This is a genomic window from Shewanella hafniensis, assembly GCF_019655335.1.
Lineage (GTDB): Bacteria > Pseudomonadota > Gammaproteobacteria > Enterobacterales > Shewanellaceae > Shewanella > Shewanella hafniensis.
In genome coordinates this window covers 1-19,816 of the sequence record NZ_BPFD01000057.1, presented here as the reverse complement: position 1 = coordinate 19,816, position 19,816 = coordinate 1, and the positions used below count along the sequence as shown (strand labels likewise).

Genomic DNA, 19,816 nt, shown 5'->3' with positions numbered 1-19,816 from the left:
GTCACAGGCTAACACTGTCAATCCCACTATCGACTTCATTTGCTTTCCCCATTGGGTTCAATAGCGGAAGCAAGGTATTTAAGCGATTGATGAAGTTTAGCCCGCGCGGCGACATTCTAGGTATTGCACCGATAAAGCGCAATCATTAAAGCCCAAGCTCGCCTATCTGTACGTTCACAGTTAGCGCAGGGATCAGCACTTAATTCATTCCATTTGTTACCCAAAGCTCGCCCGTTACATTGACCCAGTGACCGAGCGAAATAGGGGATTTGCCCAGTTCAGTATCAAAGGGGAGTGCAAGGTTTGAGTGCGACAGGTAAATCGTATCTTCGGGTGTTTGGCTGATGTCGACGATTTGTCCTGAAGTTTCAAAGTTCAATTGAATTGGTAGGCGTGGAGCTTGCTCAATGATGTCAACTTGAACACTTGCTAGTCGGCCGAGTAATTCAACCGTCACCCATTGGTTAACCGGAAAGCGCATTTTTGCCTGTTGATCGCTGCCTTGGTAATAAAACCAAATCGGCGCGCCATTGTCGCATTTGCCTGCGACTTCACCTTCAACACCATTGCCACATGGAGTTAGCTCGAGAATATAAATCCGATACTGCATATAAAGTCCATTTCATTTCGATACAGACATACTACCGAGGAACTGTGACTAAATAACTGCGACTAAATAACCGCTAAGCTATCAGTTTGATTTCTTGTCACGGTAGATGTGGTGTTTGAGGCGTGATTGTTGAGAAAGATAAGAGCCGTAAAAGAACACCAACAGTGAGGTGAGCAAGGAAGGGTAAACATAGGAGTCGGTCAATCTAAAGAAAAATAAGTGAGGCTGCGAATGTGCTCCACTTATTCTGTTGATTTTTCTCTTTCTTCGCGTCTTAAGCACTAGCTATTTAGGCTAGTGCTTAAGGCTAGTGCTTAAGGCTATCAATTTAAATCAGTGATTTAGTTTATCAATTTCAATCAGTAATTTATCTCAGAGATTGTAATCTTGATTAACTTAGGTCGCCGCTTTCATGGCGCGAGTAAAATCGCCAAGTGTCGCCAGTAGCTTAGCTTCATCGTGCTGGTGGGTTTCGATGATCTTCACAACGGCAGAGCCAGAAATTGCCCCTGCAGCGCCTGCTTTGATGGCGGCGCTCACTTGAGCGGGTTCGGCAATGCCAAAGCCGAGTAGCGGTGGCGGCGCGTTAAAAGTTTTCAATTTGGATAGAATTTCTTCCACCGGAACGCCAGCTTTAGTGTCTGTGCCTGTCACCCCTGCGCGGGATAAGAGATAGGTGTAACCTTCGCCGCTGGCGCTAACCAGTGCAAGGGTTTCACTGTCGGCATTGGGCGGCGCGATAAAAATGGGTGCGATACCATGGGCTTTAGCGGCTTCGCTAAAGGGCGCCGATTCTTCTACGGGTACGTCGGCAATAAGCACTGAATCCACACCCGCTTGCTGCGCTTTGGCGTAAAACGCATCTATGCCATTAGCAAAAACTAAGTTTGCATACAGCAGCAAACCGATTGGCAGTTCAGGATATTTAGCACGCACTTGCGCCAGTAATTCAAAACACGCCGTTGGAGTCGTGCCAGCGGCTAAAGAACGCAGGTTAGCACCTTGGATCACAGGGCCATCGGCCAAGGGATCGGAAAACGGAAAGCCCAGTTCTAAGGCATCTGCACCGTTTTGCACTAAGGTATCGATAATTTTCAGCGATAACTCAGGGCTAGGGTCGCCAAGGGTGACGAAGGGGACAAAAGCACCACGGCCTTCGGCTTTGAGTTTGGCAAAGGTGGCTTGGTAACGGCCAGTGTTAGTCAATGTATCACTCATGTTCGTTATACCTCTTTACCATTCAAAATGTCAGAAACGGTGAAAATATCTTTGTCGCCACGACCGGAAAGATTGACCACTAAAATGGTTTCTTTGGTGCACTCGCGCGCCATTTTCACGGCATAGGCGATAGCATGTGCCGATTCCAATGCGGGGATAATCCCTTCACAGCGAGCCAGTTGTTGGAAGGCTTCTAACGCTTCATCGTCGGTGGAGGATTCATAACGGGCGCGGCCTGTGGCATTAAGATGCGCGTGCTGCGGGCCAACGGATGGGAAGTCTAATCCAGCTGAAATTGAATAGGATTCTTCGATTTGGCCTTCGCTATCTTGCATCAAAGGCGCTTTCATACCGAAGAAAATACCTGTCTTACCGTGTTTAAGCGGCGCGCCGTGCATTGGCGTGTCTATGCCTTTACCCGCAGGTTCGACGCCAATCAGTTCGACACTTGGCTCGTCGATAAAGTCAGCAAACATGCCGATGGCGTTGGAACCGCCGCCCACACAGGCGATAACCGCATCGGGCAGGCGACCTTCACGTTCCAGCATTTGCTTCTTGGTTTCTTCGCCAATAATGCGTTGGAATTCACGGACTATGGTTGGGAACGGATGTGGCCCCGCGGCCGTGCCGAGCAAATAGTGGGCCTTTTCGTAGCTGCCAGACCAGTCGCGCATCGCTTCGTTACAGGCATCTTTTAAGGTGGCAGAACCTGAGGTGACAGGAATAACTTCCGCGCCCATCAACCGCATTCTAAATACGTTCGGTGATTGGCGCGCAATGTCTTTAGCACCCATATAGACTTTACATTTTAAGCCTAATAGCGCGCAGGCAAGGGCGGTGGCAACACCGTGTTGTCCTGCGCCGGTTTCAGCAATAACTTCCTTTTTACCCATACGCTTAGCAAGCAGAGCTTGGCCTAACACTTGGTTAGTTTTATGGGCGCCGCCGTGGAGTAAATCTTCCCGTTTGAGGTAGATTTTCACCATAGGATTAGGGCTTAAATTGCGGGTTAAGGTCAGTGCTGTTGGGCGACCCGCGTAGTTCTTTAGTAAATCGGTAAATTCGGCTTTAAAGTCGTCATCTTCCTGCGCTTCCACAAAGGCAGTTTCTAATTGCTTAAGGGCTGGCACTAAAATCTGTGGCACATACATGCCGCCGTATTCGCCGAAATAAGGGTTAAGCTTTAACTTTGACATACCTTTTTCCTTATCTTATCAATCAGTTTGTCAGTGGCTTGATGGTGCTAACCGCTTCTTGGTGTTAACCGCGTAATAGTGTTAACTGAGCCGTTATCTATTTGGCCACTGGCATTAATAGGTTCATATTTTTTGTCGAGCATCACGCTTGTCGAGCACCAACTGCATCTAGGGCTTCTTGCTTAGCGCGATAGGCTAAAGACGTAAATGGGTAAAAGCCATTTGGATCAGTTGCGCCGATTTAATCCCTGCGGCGGTTTCTAGGCCAGAATTAAAATCTAAACCGTAAAATCCTTGGGCATTGGCACTGGCCGCATTGTCGGCGTTGAGTCCGCCCGCCAACATGGAATGGGCCTTTTGCTGGCCTAAGGACTTCACATCAATATTTTGCCAATCAAAGGCTTGGCCCGAGCCGCCAAATTGACCTGCCGTTTTACTATCAAAGAGATATCGCGATGCTCCCTGAGGTATGTTACCAAGCTCACCCGTTTGCGCATCGACGCTGACGGCTTTCCATATTTGGGTGGTGAGTCCCGCTTCCTCAAGTCGCTCAGCGAGCTGTGCGATTTCAAGTTCAGTTTCTGTGCCGTGCAGCTGTACGGCAGATAACTGCAAACTGGCGGCGATATCGGTCATAGTGCTTGGCGCGGTATTAACAAACACGCCGACAAATTCAATGGCGGGGGCATCGGATGCGCGATACGCCCTGAGCAGTTGTTCTGCGGCATCAAGGGTTAAGGCGCGTGGGGATTTTTCAGCAAAAATCAGTCCGCCATAGACAGCGCCTGATGTTGCCGCGGCGCTAATATCTTCCATGCGGGTGAGGCCGCAGACTTTATTGTGACCGAAGATCAATTTACGGCAGGCCAAGTCGATATCAGCCTCAGCCATAATCGAGCTGCCGACAAGGAAGCCATCAACCAGCGGACTTAGGCGACGTACTTGCTCATTGTTGTAGATGCCAGATTCGCTGATCACCACGCGGTCGCTGCCAATGTGTGGCGCTAAGGCTTCTGTGGTGGCGAGATCGGTACTCAAATCCCTTAAGTTACGGTTGTTGATGCCGATAATCGGCGCATCTAATGCGATGGCGCGCTTAAGTTCTTCTTCGTTACTGACTTCGGTCAGTACATCGAGTTGATACTTAGCGGCTTCTTTCGCTAGATGTTGATATTGTTCATCATCAAGCACGGACAGCATCAACAGAATCGCATCGGCGCCTTGGTGAGCAGCGAGTTTGATTTGGTACTCGTCCACAAAAAAATCTTTGCACAGAATTGGTTGGTTGACCCGAGCGCGCACCTTAGGGATATAGTCCATATCCCCTTGGAAAAATTGCTCGTCGGTTAATACCGAAATGCCCGCCGCATATTTACCGTAAATATCGGCGATGGCTTCTACATCAAACACATCGCGGATAAGCCCTTTGGACGGACTGGCTTTTTTGCATTCTAAAATGTAACCCGCCTTGGGTGCCTTGAGTGCGGCAAATAAACTGCGGTCAGAGATTTTTGGCGATAGACTCGCCTCAGGGAAACGCAGCTTTAGGGCGGCAATATGGGCCGTTTTGGTATCAACGATACGGGTTAACACATTACTTTTTGGCATAGCGTTTGTGGCTGCCTCTGGCTGAGTGCGCAGGTCTTGAGTCATTGCTGTTGGAGTCACTTCTACTTGAGACATTCGCTTATCTTCCTCTTTCTTGACCGTTGACTAGGGCTTCACCGCTGACTTTTGCGAGCTGGGTTAACAATTCAAAGGCTTTGCCGCTTTGAATGGTAGCGAGCGCAAGTAAGGTTCCGGCTTTGACTGAATCAGTAATTCCACAGACATATAAAGCACAACCAGCATTGATGGCGACCGCATTAGCGTGTGCTTCAGTGCCACGGCCTTTTAAAATTGACTCGGTAATCAAGGCATTCTGCGCGGGTTCGCCCCCTTCTAAGTCTGTTATCTGCGCTAAAGGCACACCTAAATCGGCGGGCGTGAGTTGATACTCAATAATGTCGCCGTCTTTTAACTCAGCAACTTGGGTGTTGCCGTGCAGCGCGACTTCATCTAAACCGCTGCCGTGCACTACCATAGCGCGTTTTGTGCCAAGCGCCTTTAATACTTTCGCTATCGGTAAGACTAACTCAGGGCTATACACGCCAAGTAACATAAATTCAGGTCGTGCGGGGTTAATTAGCGGCCCTAACACATTGAATAAGGTGCGCGTTTTCAGTGCTTGTCTTACGGGCACCGCATGTTTTACCCCGCCATGGTAGTGGGGCGCAAACAAAAAGCACAGATTCAATGCGTCGAGGCAACGACTGGCAGTCTCTGGCGACATAGTTAAGTCGATGCCAAATTGCGCCAAAAGATCCGATGAACCCGATTTACTCGACACGCTACGATTGCCGTGTTTGGCGACCTTAGCGCCTGCCGCCGCGGCAACAAAGGCCGCAGTGGTGGAAATATTAATGGTATTAAAGCCATCGCCACCCGTGCCAACAATATCAACTATGCCATTATGAAGCGGATTGTTGTTTCGCTCAGGGCAAGGAAAAGGTTTGGCAGCGGCGCGCATAGCATCGGCGGCGCCGCTGATCTCATCAATGGTCTCACCGCGCATTTTCAGCGCAACTAACATTCCCGCCATCGCTGCTTCACTCATTTCTCCGCGAATTAACGCGCCAAAAAGTTCGGCGGTTTGCTCGCGGCTTAAACTTTTACCTTGGTATAAAACGTCGAGTAAAGGCTGAATAGGGTTGGTACTCATGCGGTTACTCCTGTTGTCATGTCTTGGGTAAGAAAGGCTAAGGTTTGAATGAGCAATGTGCTGCCCAACGTCGTCAGAATCGATTCAGGGTGGAACTGAAAGCCAACGGCTCTGTGCTCAGGGTGCAGAATCGCCATCGGCATAGCGTCAGTCGTTGCGATTACTTGTAAGCAATCAGGCACGTGAGTGGCGACCAGACTGTGATAACGGGCAACGGGCAGGGGAGAGGGCAAACCGGCAAATACGCCAGTGCCATCATGGAAAGTCGGGCTTGCCTTGCCGTGCACCACAAAAGGCGCGCGTGCCACTGTGCCGCCGTAATATTCCACCATAGCTTGATGCCCGAGGCAGATACCCAGCATAGGCACTTTACCGGCGACTTTGGCGATAAGCGCCATCATAGAGCCTGCCTCATGGGGCGCACCAGGACCGGGTGATAACACTAGGGCTGCGGGTTCTTGTTCGTTAAGCAGTTTTTCAGCGATAAAGTCGGCGGCAACATCGTTGCGGTAAATCACCACTTCACAGCCTAGGCTGCGAAATTGATCCACTAAGTTGTAGGTAAAGGAGTCAAAGTTATCGAGTAGATAGAGTTTCATGTTTGGCTCCTATTTAGATGGTACTGAAATGGATTGCACAAAAGTGGATTGAGCTGACGCGTCATTTACTGGCGATTCATTGATTCGCAGTCCAGCGCCCATTTTGATTGCCGAAATCACTGCTTGAGCTTTTTGACGGGTTTCGTCAGCCTCGCTTTGGGGATCCGAATCAAAGACGACGCCCGCGCCTGCTTGAATAAAGGCGGTGCCATTTTTGACAAAGGCCGAGCGGATCACAATACAGGTGTCCATATCCCCAAGGGCATTAAGGTAACCGACTGCGCCGCCGTAGCTGCCGCGGCGGGCTTTTTCCGCTTGGCGAACCAGTTGTGATGCGCTTACTTTGGGCGCGCCAACTAAAGTACCCATATTCATACAAGCCTGATAAGCATGCAGCGCATCTAAGTCTTGGCGCAGTTGACCCGTTACGCGACTGACGAGGTGCATCACGTGGGAATAACGGTCCACTTTCAATAATTCAGCGACTTTACGGCTGCCGCTTTGGCTGATGCGCGCGATATCGTTGCGAGCTAAATCGACCAGCATTAAGTGTTCTGACAGTTCTTTTTTATCTAAACGCAGTTCAAGTTCAATGCGGCTGTCTAAGTCAAAATCAATCTCGCCCGTGGCGGTTTTTCCGCGTTTGCGGGTGCCGGCAATCGGGTAGACTTCGACTTGATTACTGCTGGCTTCGTACTTAAGCGCGCTTTCGGGTGAAGCACCGAAAAGCGTGAAATCTTGGCCCCTGAAATAAAACATGTAAGGGCTTGGGTTAGTTAGACGCAGGGCGCGATAAGCCCCTAAGGTATTCGGGCAAGGTAAACTAAAACTACGCGATGGCACTACTTGGAAAATATCGCCCGCAATAATGTGTTCTTTCAAATCGATCACGGTTTGTTTAAACACCTCATCGGAAATATTGACTTGCTCAGTCGCGTCGATGGCGACCAGTGTCGGCACATCGGCAGGTGAATTACCGAGGGCTTTACATTGTGTGCTTAGATGCTGAACTCGCTCGCTCAGCGCTGCGGTGATGGCGGTATGCTGGGCTGAATCACGACTGAAATTATGGGTAATGATGTCGGCTTGTTTTAGTTTATGGTCAATAAGGATTAAGGTTTCAGCGAGGTAAAATAAGTAGTCTGGGCAATCATTATCATGGTTCGGCACGGCTGGCAGCGGTTCGACGGTATCAATCAAGTCGTAGGCCAACACGCCACCTAAAAACAGATCCTCAAAGGCGGGTTTACTTTGGCTGTCAGTATGAGTGCCACAATCAATTTGTTGGATAAACATCCGCAGGCCATCGAGTGGCGAGGTAGATTTTAAGCGTGCATCTTCATCCTGCAGTTTAGTGTCTTTTTGCAGCGTCACCACTAAGGTCAAGTTATCACGGACTAGATTGGCTGCTGTACTGAAAAAAAGTGCGATGGGAGCAAGTAAGCTCGCGCCATTGTCGGTCAGTGCGGTAAAGGTCAGTTGATAACCGTCGCAGCGGATCATCATGGCGGCATGGGTCATCACCATGCTTTTTAAATGATCTTTACTGTCGATTTCGGCCGACTCCAACAACATAGTATGGGGCGCATCTTGGGTAATGTGCTGATACAAGCGCAGTGGATCGCTGTGGTAGGTTAATGCCGCCTTGAGTGTGCTTGAGCGTGCGAATGTCTGTTTGGGCATGTTCATACTCCAGCTACCTTATAAAATGTCTTTAACATCATGAGTTATCTCGCTTTCTTAATCTTGTTACCCGAGTCTGCCGACATTTTTCGCACCTAACAAAAAAGCCCGCATTTCTGCGGGCTTCTTGTTGATTCTGGTCACTTTCAAATGAGCACAGAGCTTCACACCACCCGCTAAGTTGGGAAGTGCCACCACCAAATGATGTTTAATGAAGCATTAATGTGTGTCATTCAAAAGGGTCTCGCTAATTCAGTAATTGGTGTATAGAAAACCTTAGCTGGGGTCTAATGTCAATTGAATATTTTTCATTTTCTGCGATTTATTCACTTTAATGACGCAGAAAATTTAAGTCACACAGCCACAAAATGCGAGATAGCAGCGCATTTATTAACAAATTCACGTACAATAGCCCCATGAATACTCAAAGCATATTGGCTGATCTGCACAGCCACACGACCGCATCCGACGGTCAGTTAACTCCGTCTGAATTGGTGGCTAGAGCCCTTGAAAAGGGCGTGCAGTTATTTGCGATTACTGACCACGACACGGTAGCAGGTTTACCCGAAGCCCGTGCCTTTAATCAATCGCAAGCAGAACCGTTGAAATTGATCTCTGGCGTAGAAATCTCTACTCGCTGGAACAGTTATGATATCCACATAGTTGCGCTTAACTTCGATGCGGATAACCCAGCTTTATTAGCATTTTTAGAAAACCAGCGTGAGTTACGTGAATTACGCGCTCAAGAAATTGGCCATAGATTAGCCAAGGCTGGTATTGAAGGCGCTTACGAAGGTGCCAAGGCGTTGGCGGGAGAAGCGGCATTGAGTCGTGGACATTACGCCCGTTGGATGGCTGAAAATGGTCATGCTGTGGATATGCCTAGCGTGTTTAAACGCTACCTTGCCCGTGGTAAAACCGGTTATGTCCCCAATAATTGGGGTGATATGGCCAGCGCCATCGATATCATTCATAACGCGGGTGGATTAGCTGTGTTGGCGCATCCCAGTGGTTATAAGTTATCGGCAAAGTGGCTTAAGCGCTTAGTGCGCGAATATAAAGAAGCGGGTGGAGATGCCATGGAAGTGGTACTTGGCCAGCAAACATTAGACGACAGGGCCAACCTTGTGGCCTTGAGCTTACAAAATCAATTGCTTGCATCGATAGGGAGTGATTTTCACTTTCCAAGTAATTGGATCGAATTAGGTAAAAATCTGTATCAGCCCCAAGGTATTGATTGGGTCTGGCAATCGGAATCTTGGGTGGAACGACCATGAGTCAGTTTTTTTATGTACATGAAGTAAATCCGCAAACACGCCTTATCAGTCAAGCTGTAGCCGCCTTAAAAGCGGGCGGTGTGATTGTTTATCCCACCGATTCGGGCTATGCCTTAGGCTGCTTGATTGGTGAGAAAGACGCGATGACGCGGATGGCGAGAATTCGTCAAATCGAGAACGATCATAACTTTTCATTGATGTGCCGCGATTTATCTGAGCTTGCGACCTACGCCAAAGTGGATAATCAGGCGTATCGCATTCTAAAAAGTTGCACGCCTGGGCCTTATACGTTCATTTTTAAAGCGACCAAAGAAGTGCCGCGTCGTCTGCAAAATGACAAGAAAAAGACCATAGGTATTCGCGTGCCCGACAATGTGATCGCACTGGCGTTGCTTGAAGCCTTAGATGCGCCGCTGATGTCGACCAGTTTAGTGATGCCGAATGCAGAATTTGCCGAGTCTGATCCTGAACAAATTCGTGATTTGCTCGAGCATCAAGTGGATGTGATTATCCATGGCGGTTATTTAGGCGAAAAGCCGACGACAGTGATTGATATGTCTGAAGATGGCGCCGAAATTTTGCGTGAAGGCGCGGGTGATATCACGCCTTTCCTCTAAATCTGCCGCATTAGATTTATCGCTAATGGATACGAGTGAGTGATGCGGCGAGTGGCTGTGCACATTTGGCAGTTTTATCGTCGCAGGTTTACAGGTATAATCGCGCGTTTGGCGTTAGCCTAAGTTGGGTAGCGCAGCGTTAACGGAGCAAGATAGCGGATGCAGGGCACGCAACAGAGTTTACCCTTAGCCGTTATTCGTGGTCAGGCAATGACCGAAATGCCGCTGGATTTGTTTATTCCGCCTGAGGCATTAGAAGTGTTCCTTGAGTCCTTTGAAGGGCCATTGGATTTGCTTTTATATTTGATCCGTAAGCAAAAATTAGACGTTGTCGATTTACCCATTCAGCAAATCACCGCGCAGTATTTAGAATATATTACGTTGCTGACTCAGGCTCGAATTGAACTTGCCGCCGATTACTTAGTGATGGCGGCAACGCTTGCCGAGATTAAATCCCGTTTGCTGCTGCCGCGTATGGTGGCTGAAGATGAGGTTGAGGAAGATCCTCGGGCGCAATTGATCCGTCAGTTGAAAGCCTATGAAGTGATTAAAGAAGCGTCGCAAAAACTCGATGATTTGCCGCGGCTCGAGCGGGATGTGTTTCAAGCCAAAGCAGTGGCAGCACCTGACATTAAGCCGTTAATGATCCCGCCAGAAGTCTCGTTGTTTGAAATTGCCCGCGCCTTTGGCGATGTGCTCAAACGTATCGATGCCAATGAAGATCATCACGTTAAGCGTGAACAGTTATCGACGCGTGAGCGCATGAGCCAGATTTTAGCCATGTTGAACTCGGAAGATTTTACGGCATTTGAACGTTTATTTACCGTAGCAGAAGGCCGTGCAGGCGTGGTCGTCACCTTCTTAGCGCTGATGGAATTAGTCAAAGAATTATTGGTTGAATTGTACCAAACAGAACCGTTTTCAACTATTTACGTTAAGGCCTATTAATTGATGCAGATAAATCCTACTCAATTAAAACAGCTTATTGAAGCGAGTTTGTTTGTATTGGGGAAACCCTTGTCGGCGAAAATGTTGAAAGACACTGTATTGGTGGATTTCACGGTTTCCAGAGACAAAATAAAAGCTGCATTGGATGAGCTGCAGCAGGATTATCAAGACAGAGGTGTGCAACTTGTGAAAGTCGCTGGGGGTTATCGCTTCCAGACCTTAGAAGTCTTGAGTCCTTTTTTGCAGCCCCTGTGGCAAGAAAAGGCGCCTAAATATTCGCGTGCGACATTAGAAACCTTGGCGGTGATTGCTTATCGTCAACCTGTGACTCGCGGCGATATTGAACAGGTGCGCGGTGTGGCCATTAGTAGTCACATCATAAAAAGTTTGTCAGATAGACATTGGATTAAAGTAGTTGGCCATAAAGAAGTACCGGGGCGACCCGCGTTGTATGCCACTACCTTAGAATTTTTAGCATATTTTGGCTTAGACACCTTAGCGGATTTACCGCCGCTGTCGGATACTGAGTCATTGCAGGCGGTTTTTTCAAGTGTGAAATTAACGCCGGAACAGTCAGAAGAGCAAAATACTAATGAGTGAAAAATTGCAGAAAGTCTTGGCCCGTGCAGGCCATGGCTCCCGTCGTGAGATGGAGGCATGGATTGCTGCAGGCCGAGTTAGTATTGATGGTGAAATTGCTAGCCTTGGGGATCGGATTGAAGCCGATGCCAAAGTGCGTATCGATGGGAGATCGATTTCGTTAAAGTCTGCCGAAGATGTGATCTGTCGAGTATTGGCATACCATAAACCCGAAGGCGAAATTTGTAGTCGTAAAGATCCTGAAGGCCGTCCAACGGTATTCGATCGCTTACCTAAAGTGCGTGATTCACGCTGGGTTGCGGTAGGTCGTTTAGACATCAACACCTCAGGTTTATTGTTGTTTACCTCAGATGGTGAATTAGCGAACCGCTTAATGCATCCATCGAACGAAGTCGACCGCGAATACGCAGTGCGTACCTTCGGTGAAATCCCTGAAGCGACAGTGCAACGTTTGCGTACTGGCGTAATGTTAGAGGACGGCCCTGCGCAGTTTGATAGCATCAAGCCAGCGGGCGGCGAAGGCATGAACCAATGGTGGCATGTGTGTTTACGCGAAGGTCGTAACCGCGAAGTGCGTCGTCTGTGGGAATCCCAAGAAGTGCAAGTGAGCCGTTTGATCCGTATCCGTTACGGTATGGTTGAATTGCCAAAATCACTGCCACGGGGTGGCTGGGTTGAATTGCCAATGGAGCAAGTTAACTACTTGCGTAAATTGGCAGGTTTAGAACCAGAAACCCGCACTATGCTTGCTGCCGATAAACACAGCGTAGCCCGTGCACAGGTGAAGAGTGCCAAAATTCGCCGCGCCGTGCGTAAGCATAAAGTGACTGGATCGGGAAAACCTAAGCCATCGCGTCAGCGCAGCTAAGTTGTTTTATCCCAATGAAAAAGGCCGCTTAGCGGCCTTTTTGCTTTCTGTTATTTGCAGCTATGTTATAACAAGAGTCAGCTGGATTGAGGAGTGAATGGATGAAGCTAATTTCAGTGCGACGGATTTGGGAGCAAGCTGCCCATAATGCGTTTACCGATTTAATCGCGTTTCAGGAAGCACTTTTTTGTGTTTTCCGTGAAGGGACTGCCCATGTGTCACCCGATGGCGCTTTGCGTATTCTACGTTCAGTGGATGGCGGCGAGACGTGGCAGAGCGTGGCGCTTATTCGTTCGGAAGAGGCTGATTTACGCGACGGTAAACTGATTGAATATCAAGGGGAATTGCTTTTACTCGGTGGCGGGACCTTACATAATAAGTCGGGTCTTCAATCACATCTTTGGCGCTCAGCCGATGGGCGATTGTGGTCAGATGCGCTAAAGATAGCAGATAAGGGCTATTGGTTATGGCGCTTAACCGAACATCAAAATAAGCTCTATGGTGTGGGCTATCGCCCAGGACCTGATGGTGACACTCGGTTGTATAAGAGCGATGATGGCGTGCAGTTCAAGACTTGGCTAAAGGTGTTTAATAATCAAGGTTATGTCAACGAAACAGCCATTGTTTTTGATCAAGACAGCGGCTTTTGTCTCTTGAGGCGCGATCCCGTTTGGGGCCCTGAATTTGTTGGTTTACTCGGTCACAGTCGCGCGCCATTCACCGATTGGCAATGGCAAGAACTCGATAAGCGCATTGGTGGGCCAGTGATGTTGATGTATCAATCCCGCCTGTTGGCAGTGGTGCGCTTATACGATGAACAAGTTCGAACGGCTTTAGTTGAAATTCATCCTGATACTGGCGTGGTTCAAGAACTATTGACACTGCCATCGAAGGGCGATACCAGTTATGCGGGCGTACTGATTGACGGAAATGAGTTGTGGGTAAGTTATTACTCAAGCCATGAGTTAGCTGACTCACCGCTAGATACGCAAAATTCGCTTGATGAATCAAGCAGAGCCGCTGAAGCTAAAACAATGATTTATTTTGCAAAAATTCTGTTGAGTTAACATTAGCGGTGCGGCGTTTTTATGCTGCTTATTGCCATGGATTAATACAGAGTTCCATCTTGCTAATATCTAAAATAATAAAGGGCCATCAATAGGCCCTTTATTATTGCTGAATGTCCCGTCCTGAAATACGTTGACATAAAGAGGACTTCTTTATGACAACATCAAGTAACTCAAGCCGTAAGCGTACTCAACGCGATTACACCTTAGCTTTTAAATTAGGCGTTGTTGAACGTGTTGAAAAAGGCGAAATGACTTACAAGCAAGCGCAGACTCGTTTTGGTATTCAGGGTAAAACAACGGTACTCGTCTGGCTGAGAAAGCATGGTAAACTCGATTGGTCGAAACTCTTTCAGCATCCCCTTATGCCTCATTCAAAAGAAACCCCAGCCGAAACTATCAAGCGCCTTGAGCGTGAGTTAGCCGAAGCGAAACTGCGTAACCAAATTCTCAATGGTATGGTCGATATCATGGACAATGAATACGGAGCCGGCCTCAGAAAAAAGTACTTATCCGGTATCTCTGGCAAGCCAAAACCCAAAGCAAAATAAACCTTGCCGTTGCATGTCGCGCCGTCGGTATTTCACGGCAAGGTATTTATCAGGCTGTCGCCCGAATGGCGAGCCGAAGCGCTGAGCTATCGGTCATCAAAGACTGGGTCCAATATTGGCGTAACTATATGCCACGATTGGGGACGCGTAAGCTCTATACTTTGATACAGCCTAAGCTGGTTGAACATGATATCAAACTCGGGCGAGACGGGTTCTTTACCTACTTGAGAAGTGAAGGCTTGCTAGTTAAGCCCAAGAGAAGCTTCACAAAAACGACATTCAGCAAGCATTGGATGAAGAAGCATCCCAACCTGCTGAAGGAAGAGGGACTACACGATGCCGAGCATGTACTGGTCAGCGATATCACTTATCTCGAATCAGACCAAGGCGTGCACTATTTGTCACTAGTGACCGATGCCGCGACACGTAAGATAGTCGGTCATCACTTGAGTTCGGACATGAAAGCAGAAAGCGTAGTGAAAGCACTGAAAATGGCGGTCAAAGATAAGCGCTATAGCGCTAATGCGGTCCATCACTCAGACCGAGGTTCGCAATACTGCTCAGCTGTTTATCAAGATGAACTGCAGGCCAACCATATTCAGCCGTCGATGACAGACGGTTATGATTGCTATCAAAATGCGTTAGCAGAACGAGTAAACGGGATCCTGAAGCAGGAGTTTTTACTCTATCGATGTAAAACGCTGGAAGAGCTGAAGAGACTTGTTAGAGAATCGATAGCGATATACAACGAAATGAGACCGCATCTGAGTTTGGATATGGAAACACCCAATCAGGTGCATAATAGAAAAGGCCAGCTACTGGAGCTGGCCTAGAAACTGTCAACCTATCTTAGGACGGGACAGAATCATACTGCCAAAACCCGACAAGCGATGCGATTACTGAGCGTTGAACTGCTGACCATTCACTGCGCTAGCATCTTGACCCATCAAATATAAATAGGTCGGCATGATCTCTTCTGCGGTTTTGAGATCCAATGGATTCTCAGCAGGATAGGCTTTAGCACGCATCTCAGTGCGGGTAGCACCTGGATTGATACTGTTGACGCGAACCGAGGTGCCATCGCACTCATGGGCGAGGACTTGCATCATGCCTTCGGTGGCAAACTTAGAGAAGGCATAAGGTCCCCAGTAGGCGCGGCCTTGACGACCCACACTGCTCGACGTAAAGATAATCGATGCACTGGGTGCTTGGCGCATCACAGGTAGTAATGCTTTAGTTAGCATAACTTGGGCCGTGACGTTCACTTTGAGTATGTCTTCGAGTGATGGAATATCTATGTGTTCAAACGGGCCTAGGGCACCGAGCAGGCTCGCGTTATGTAATAAGCCGTCTAAATGATCGAATTGCTCGGCTATGGTATCGGCCATATCGCGATAATTTTGCTCCGTCGCGCCCTTAAGATCTAATGGCACTATGGCAGGTTTTGGATAACCGGCTTGTTCGATGACATCGTAAACCGCTTCTAGTTTTTTCACTGTTTTACCGAGTAAAATCACAGTGGCGCCGTGCTTTGCAAACTCAATTGCAGCGGTGCGACCTATGCCAGCGCCAGCGCCTGTCACTAAAATTGTTTTGCCTTTGAGTAAATCTTTTGCTGCTTGATATTCCAACATGAGTCTCTTTTTCCTCTTGGCGAGAATGCCCGCCACTTCTAGAGTCGCCGAAGTGATAAACGCATGTTTCAAACAAATGAATGAAACTTTGTTATAAATAGCTAAAATGTTTGTAACAAACTTGTGGCTAACTCAATATTTTTACGTTAACTTGAAATAAGTTAGGGGCTAACATAAGCCCTATTGGTCACAGATTTAAAAGCTATTGTGACTAATTTCTTGGGGAAAACAAAACTATTACAACAAGATTTGGGGAAAAAAGATGAAAAGACTCATTTTGGGTGTTGCGATTGCATCTGCACTGGGCCTCACAGGATGTGGTGAGGACAGTTTTAACGAACTCAAGGATAAGACAGAACCGCTCGTCCCTGAATCGCGTATAACGATTGGATTTGATCCAGGTAATAAGGTTTCACCAGTTTTATCTACTCCGAATGATCTAATATTTAATGGTACTGTTGATGGTACATTAAATATGCCTAAGGAAAAGGCTGATGGCACTAGTGATTACACTGATCCTCAAATGGCTTTGGGTGCTTTAGATGGTTGGTCTACGACTTCACCCATTACAATTCCAATTGATGACGTGACGCTTGTCCATAAGGGCGTTGTACTTTCATTAGATGAAGACACCGTTGGATTACCCGGTGCAGTTAGAATGTTTGAAGCCACTGTCGGTGGTCCTTTATCATCTGATCCTGAATGTAAGCAAAAACCATCGGTTTCGGCTTGTAAAGTCGGTAGCGAATTACAATATGGCGTAGACTTTGTTTCTAAAGCTGTCGGTAAACAGATTGTCATCATTCCAATTAAGCCGTTGAAAGCAGGTCAATCGTATATTTATGCAACAACTAATGTCATACGAGATTCTGAAGGCGAGTCATTGGTTACATCTAGCACTTATAAAGCGGTTCGAATGGATTCTGATACATTAGGCTTACCGTTACCAGAACAAAAATCCCTACAGATTTTGATTAATAGTTATGAGAAAGGCATAGCTGCGGCTCATAATGTTGATTTATCGACTATAAGCTTTACTGGCTTATTTACAACTCAGTCTGTTGCTAACGTCTATGAAACCACAAAACAGCTGATGGCGCTTGATGCTTCCTATGCACCTAGTTTTGACATGTTACCGACCTCGACAGGTAAGACAGTGGCAGCAATGTTACAGTTAACGCCCAATCCAAATGATCCCACCTACGTTGTTTCAAGTTTAGCAGATGTGTATACCGCAAAAATTAAGTTACCTCTATATGGCGGATGCAGCAGTACAAATTGCTTTGAACGAGATAGTAACGGTAAGCTCGTTCTTGTAAATAAACTCGATGCTGATGGTAAGCCCGTATTGGATAATGATGGTAATCCGGTGCTTATACCTGTTCCATTAATTAATGGCCGCTGGAAGGCTCTGGGTGATAGCCCCGTTTCAGTATTATCAGCATTGCAAGCGGGTACTCTAAGTCAAGACTATTTTGGTAGGCAAGCCGTGGCCCATGGGATTGCTAATCCTGCCGATGCATTAGCTAATCCATCGTTAATGGCGGGCAAAACTTGGTTGCTAGATGATAAGAAGACTCCAGCGGATAAGACCAAACATCTGACTAAGTTCAACCCAACGCCAGCGATCGAAAGCTATGAAATTGTACCTGTGCTGATTTCAATACCTAATGAGGGAAGATTAGCGGCTTTTTATCAACAGCAAGGTCGTGAATTTATTCCTCCTACATCTGGTTGGCCAACAACTATCGCCCTGCATGGTTTAGGTGGAGGTAAAGAAATGTCACTGGCCTATGCAGGTTCGTATGCGGCCATGGGCGTTGCAACAATCGCCATCGATATGCCACTGCATGGGGCGCGTTCGTTCGATGCTAACGGCGATGGGGTTTATGAAGTCTCTGCGACCGACCCTTCATTTGGGGCTGTAGTTGGTACACCAGATGCCTTTAAAAATGGTAATCCGTTGGTGTTCGTGAATATCTCTAGTACTTTGTCGGTGCGTGATAACTTCCGTCAAGCGACGATGGATCATCTAGGTGTTCGATTTGCACTAAATAAATTAGCTACTGATTTAGCTAAGGAGAATGAAGCACAATTATTTGACGTGTCTAAAATCAGTGCCCAAGGTCTGAGTTTAGGCGCCATTGTCGGCACCGATTTTGCGACCTATGCCAGCACTGGCATGAAGAACCCAGCAACGGGTGATGCCTTGCCAAATGCGTATGGCATCAATGCCGTATCCTTAGCCGCCCCAGCGGGGGGATTAGCGGGAACATTTGCGGGTTCTGCAACCTTTGGTCCAGTGCTGTTTAGCAATATCAAGGCATCTGCGACTTTCCAAGCGCTGGTCGATAAGGCTAATACAGCAGGGTATGAGGTGGGGAGTCCTGAATATGCGGCACTGGTGCAGGCAGTATATGCCCAGTTTATTCCAACGTTTGCCTTTGCGGTTCAAACGGCTGTGGATTCTGCTGATCCAATTAACCATGCCGCTACGTTAAAAGCGACGGGTCTACCTGTTCATTTAATTGAAATAGCCGGTGATGACAACGGTAACTTACCTGATCAAGTGTTACCGAACCGTGTAGATAACTTCCCATTATCGGGCACTGAGCCGCTGATCTCTGCTATTGGCCTACCATGTGTCGATAGTACCAGTAAAGGTCATGGCGTAGTGCGTTTCTCTAAAGGTCACCATAGTTCGATTGTGAGCCCAGGTGAAACGGACGCTACAGATGGTATGGCTGCCGCTGCTACCGTTGAAATGCAGACTCAAGTAGCAACCTATGCTGCGACTGCAGGTAAAGGCGATGCGACGATTTTAGTGACAAACAGTGATGTCATTGCGACTTGTCCTAACTAATCTGCGCTTAATCGGAAAAACCCAGCGAATGCTGGGTTTTTTTATGGGCCTTTAGGCTGTTAGAATAGCGCGCAATTGACTGATTGATGTAACGCCCTAACGGAGAGCACTTTGGAATTTTTATACGAGTATGGAATGTTTTTGGCGAAAGCCGTCACGATAGTGGTCGCAATCGTTGCGGTTATTATTGTGGTGTTGGCTTCCACTGTTAAACATAAGTCAGATAAGGGCGAGCTGAGGATCACTAACCTGTCTGAAGAGTTAGAAGAACTGAAGCATGGCTTAAAAGAAGAACTCCTTTCAAAGAAGCAATTCAAAGCCTATGAAAAGCAATTAAAGGCTGAAGAAAAGGCGAAAGACAAAGCTGCTGATGATACTAGCACGGACAAAGTGTTCGTGATCGATTTCAAGGGCAGTATCGATGCTGCTGAGGTTGCGTCACTGCGTGAAGAAATCAGTGCCATTTTAGCTATCGCGGAAAAAGGCGATGAAGTGGTTGTTAATGTCGAGAGTGGTGGTGGTATGGTGCATGGCTATGGTTTAGCCTCCAGCCAGCTTGACCGTTTACGCCAAGCCGATATTCCGCTAACAGTCTGCGTTGATAAAGTGGCTGCCAGTGGCGGTTATATGATGGCCTGTGTTGCGAATAAAATTTATGCGGCGCCTTTTGCAATTGTTGGTTCAATTGGTGTTGTTGCTCAACTGCCGAACTTTAATCGTTTGCTGAAAAAGCATGAAATCGATTATGAGCAACATACGGCCGGTAATTTTAAACGTACCTTGACAGTGTTTGGTGAAAACTCCGATGAGGGAAGACAGAAGTTTCAAGAAGAACTCGAAGAAACCCACGTCTTATTCAAAGCGTTTGTCGGTAAATATCGCCCTGAGTTGGATTTAGTGAAAGTAGCCACGGGCGAGCATTGGTATGGCCAGCAAGCCATTGAATTAGGGTTAGTCGATGCGATTTCGACCAGTGATGATGTGATTATGTCACTTGCCGCAGAGCGCACTGTGTACAAGATGCGTTATCAGGTGAGAAAGAAACTTGCCGATAAAATTGCCCATGGCGCATCTTTATCTGTGAATGCTATTTTTAATCGTCTTATCGAGAAAAACCGTCCAATGTAACGGAATCTAGTGTGGATACTTTTTGAGTATTCACACTTTTTTGTTTCGCTTAACGCCCAAAGCTGCGTACTGAAGGATCCCCTCATAAATCAGCCATAGCATAGCCATATTTGAGCAACTGATTGGCGAATAATACCCAGGCCGCCAGCAATTCTTTCTCCGTGATTTGATAATCAGGCCGCCTGAGTACCTCCAA

General features: G+C 47.5%; 17 protein-coding genes and 1 other annotated feature. Of the genes, 9 read left to right on the top strand and 8 right to left on the bottom strand.

Features of this window, described 5'->3' with window-relative positions; translation table 11 throughout:
- Positions 1-199 precede the first annotated feature (199 nt).
- From K5Q99_RS15555 to K5Q99_RS15525, 7 genes are all read right to left on the bottom strand, one after another.
- Positions 200-610: a glycerate kinase gene (locus K5Q99_RS15555; RefSeq protein WP_220777367.1), complete on the bottom strand. Its 411-nt coding sequence runs from the start codon at positions 608-610 to the stop codon at positions 200-202.
- 396 nt (positions 611-1,006) lie between these two features.
- Positions 1,007-1,828 (bottom strand): tryptophan synthase subunit alpha, encoded by an 822-nt coding sequence (gene trpA, locus K5Q99_RS15550; protein WP_011847150.1) that lies wholly within the window; start codon positions 1,826-1,828, stop codon positions 1,007-1,009.
- Positions 1,829-1,833: 5 nt separating this feature from the next.
- The gene (trpB, locus tag K5Q99_RS15545; RefSeq protein ID WP_220777366.1) at positions 1,834-3,024 is read right to left on the bottom strand and encodes a tryptophan synthase subunit beta; all 1,191 of its coding nucleotides are present in this window, start codon (positions 3,022-3,024) and stop codon (positions 1,834-1,836) included.
- A 195-nt stretch (positions 3,025-3,219) separates the two neighbouring features.
- Complete coding sequence (gene trpCF / locus K5Q99_RS15540) at positions 3,220-4,707, bottom strand: bifunctional indole-3-glycerol-phosphate synthase TrpC/phosphoribosylanthranilate isomerase TrpF (protein WP_220777365.1); 1,488 nt, start codon at positions 4,705-4,707, stop codon at positions 3,220-3,222.
- A 4-nt stretch (positions 4,708-4,711) separates the two neighbouring features.
- Positions 4,712-5,785 carry an anthranilate phosphoribosyltransferase gene (trpD, locus tag K5Q99_RS15535; RefSeq protein ID WP_220777364.1) on the bottom strand — a complete coding sequence of 358 codons (1,074 nt, stop codon included), beginning with the start codon at positions 5,783-5,785 and terminating at the stop codon, positions 4,712-4,714.
- A complete protein-coding gene (locus K5Q99_RS15530) occupies positions 5,782-6,384 on the bottom strand; it encodes an aminodeoxychorismate/anthranilate synthase component II (RefSeq protein ID WP_006085429.1) in 603 nt (200 codons plus the stop codon). Before K5Q99_RS15530 ends, trpD begins: the two co-directional genes overlap by 4 nt.
- A 9-nt stretch (positions 6,385-6,393) precedes the next feature.
- Positions 6,394-8,067 (bottom strand): anthranilate synthase component 1, encoded by a 1,674-nt coding sequence (locus K5Q99_RS15525; protein ID WP_220777363.1) that lies wholly within the window; start codon positions 8,065-8,067, stop codon positions 6,394-6,396.
- 98 nt (positions 8,068-8,165) lie between these two features.
- Positions 8,166-8,273 (bottom strand) — a sequence feature (Trp leader region).
- 210 nt (positions 8,274-8,483) lie between these two features.
- On the opposite strand from K5Q99_RS15525, the gene rnm reads away from it, so the two are divergent.
- The 7 genes from rnm to K5Q99_RS15490 all read left to right on the top strand — a co-directional run bounded on the left by rnm (position 8,484) and on the right by K5Q99_RS15490 (position 14,828).
- Positions 8,484-9,344 (top strand): RNase RNM, encoded by an 861-nt coding sequence (gene rnm, locus K5Q99_RS15520; RefSeq protein ID WP_107948129.1) that lies wholly within the window; start codon positions 8,484-8,486, stop codon positions 9,342-9,344.
- Entirely contained in the window at positions 9,341-9,961 is a 621-nt protein-coding gene (locus K5Q99_RS15515; protein ID WP_006082184.1) for an L-threonylcarbamoyladenylate synthase, read from the top strand. The genes rnm and K5Q99_RS15515 overlap by 4 nt, the downstream gene beginning before the upstream one ends.
- Positions 9,962-10,120: 159 nt before the next feature.
- Positions 10,121-10,909, top strand: coding sequence for a segregation and condensation protein A (locus tag K5Q99_RS15510; protein WP_011847143.1), 789 nt, complete (start codon positions 10,121-10,123; stop codon positions 10,907-10,909).
- A gap of 3 nt (positions 10,910-10,912) precedes the next feature.
- Positions 10,913-11,509, top strand: a complete 597-nt coding sequence (gene scpB, locus K5Q99_RS15505; protein ID WP_012089553.1) for an SMC-Scp complex subunit ScpB — start codon at positions 10,913-10,915, stop codon at positions 11,507-11,509.
- Positions 11,502-12,377, top strand: coding sequence for a 23S rRNA pseudouridine(2605) synthase RluB (gene rluB / locus K5Q99_RS15500; RefSeq protein ID WP_006082181.1), 876 nt, complete (start codon positions 11,502-11,504; stop codon positions 12,375-12,377). Before scpB ends, rluB begins: the two co-directional genes overlap by 8 nt.
- 101 nt (positions 12,378-12,478) lie before the next feature.
- Positions 12,479-13,444, top strand: a complete 966-nt coding sequence (locus tag K5Q99_RS15495; protein WP_220777362.1) for an exo-alpha-sialidase — start codon at positions 12,479-12,481, stop codon at positions 13,442-13,444.
- A 155-nt stretch (positions 13,445-13,599) separates the two neighbouring features.
- A protein-coding gene (locus K5Q99_RS15490; protein ID WP_220777361.1) for an IS3-like element ISSba4 family transposase occupies positions 13,600-14,828 on the top strand; the annotation gives its coding sequence in 2 pieces (ribosomal slippage) (positions 13,600-13,951 and positions 13,951-14,828; 1,230 coding nt in all).
- A gap of 63 nt (positions 14,829-14,891) precedes the next feature.
- Here K5Q99_RS15490 and K5Q99_RS15485 read toward each other — a convergent pair.
- Positions 14,892-15,629 carry a YciK family oxidoreductase gene (locus K5Q99_RS15485; RefSeq protein WP_063884786.1) on the bottom strand — a complete coding sequence of 246 codons (738 nt, stop codon included), beginning with the start codon at positions 15,627-15,629 and terminating at the stop codon, positions 14,892-14,894.
- Between the two features lie 262 nt (positions 15,630-15,891).
- Here K5Q99_RS15485 and K5Q99_RS15480 point away from each other — a divergent pair, with 262 nt between their 5' ends.
- Together K5Q99_RS15480 and sohB are read left to right on the top strand one after the other, a co-directional pair.
- On the top strand, positions 15,892-18,492 hold the full coding sequence (locus tag K5Q99_RS15480; protein ID WP_220777360.1) for a VolA/Pla-1 family phospholipase: 2,601 nt from the start codon (positions 15,892-15,894) through the stop codon (positions 18,490-18,492).
- A gap of 111 nt (positions 18,493-18,603) precedes the next feature.
- Positions 18,604-19,620 carry a protease SohB gene (sohB, locus tag K5Q99_RS15475; RefSeq protein WP_220777359.1) on the top strand — a complete coding sequence of 339 codons (1,017 nt, stop codon included), beginning with the start codon at positions 18,604-18,606 and terminating at the stop codon, positions 19,618-19,620.
- Positions 19,621-19,816: the final 196 nt, after the last annotated feature.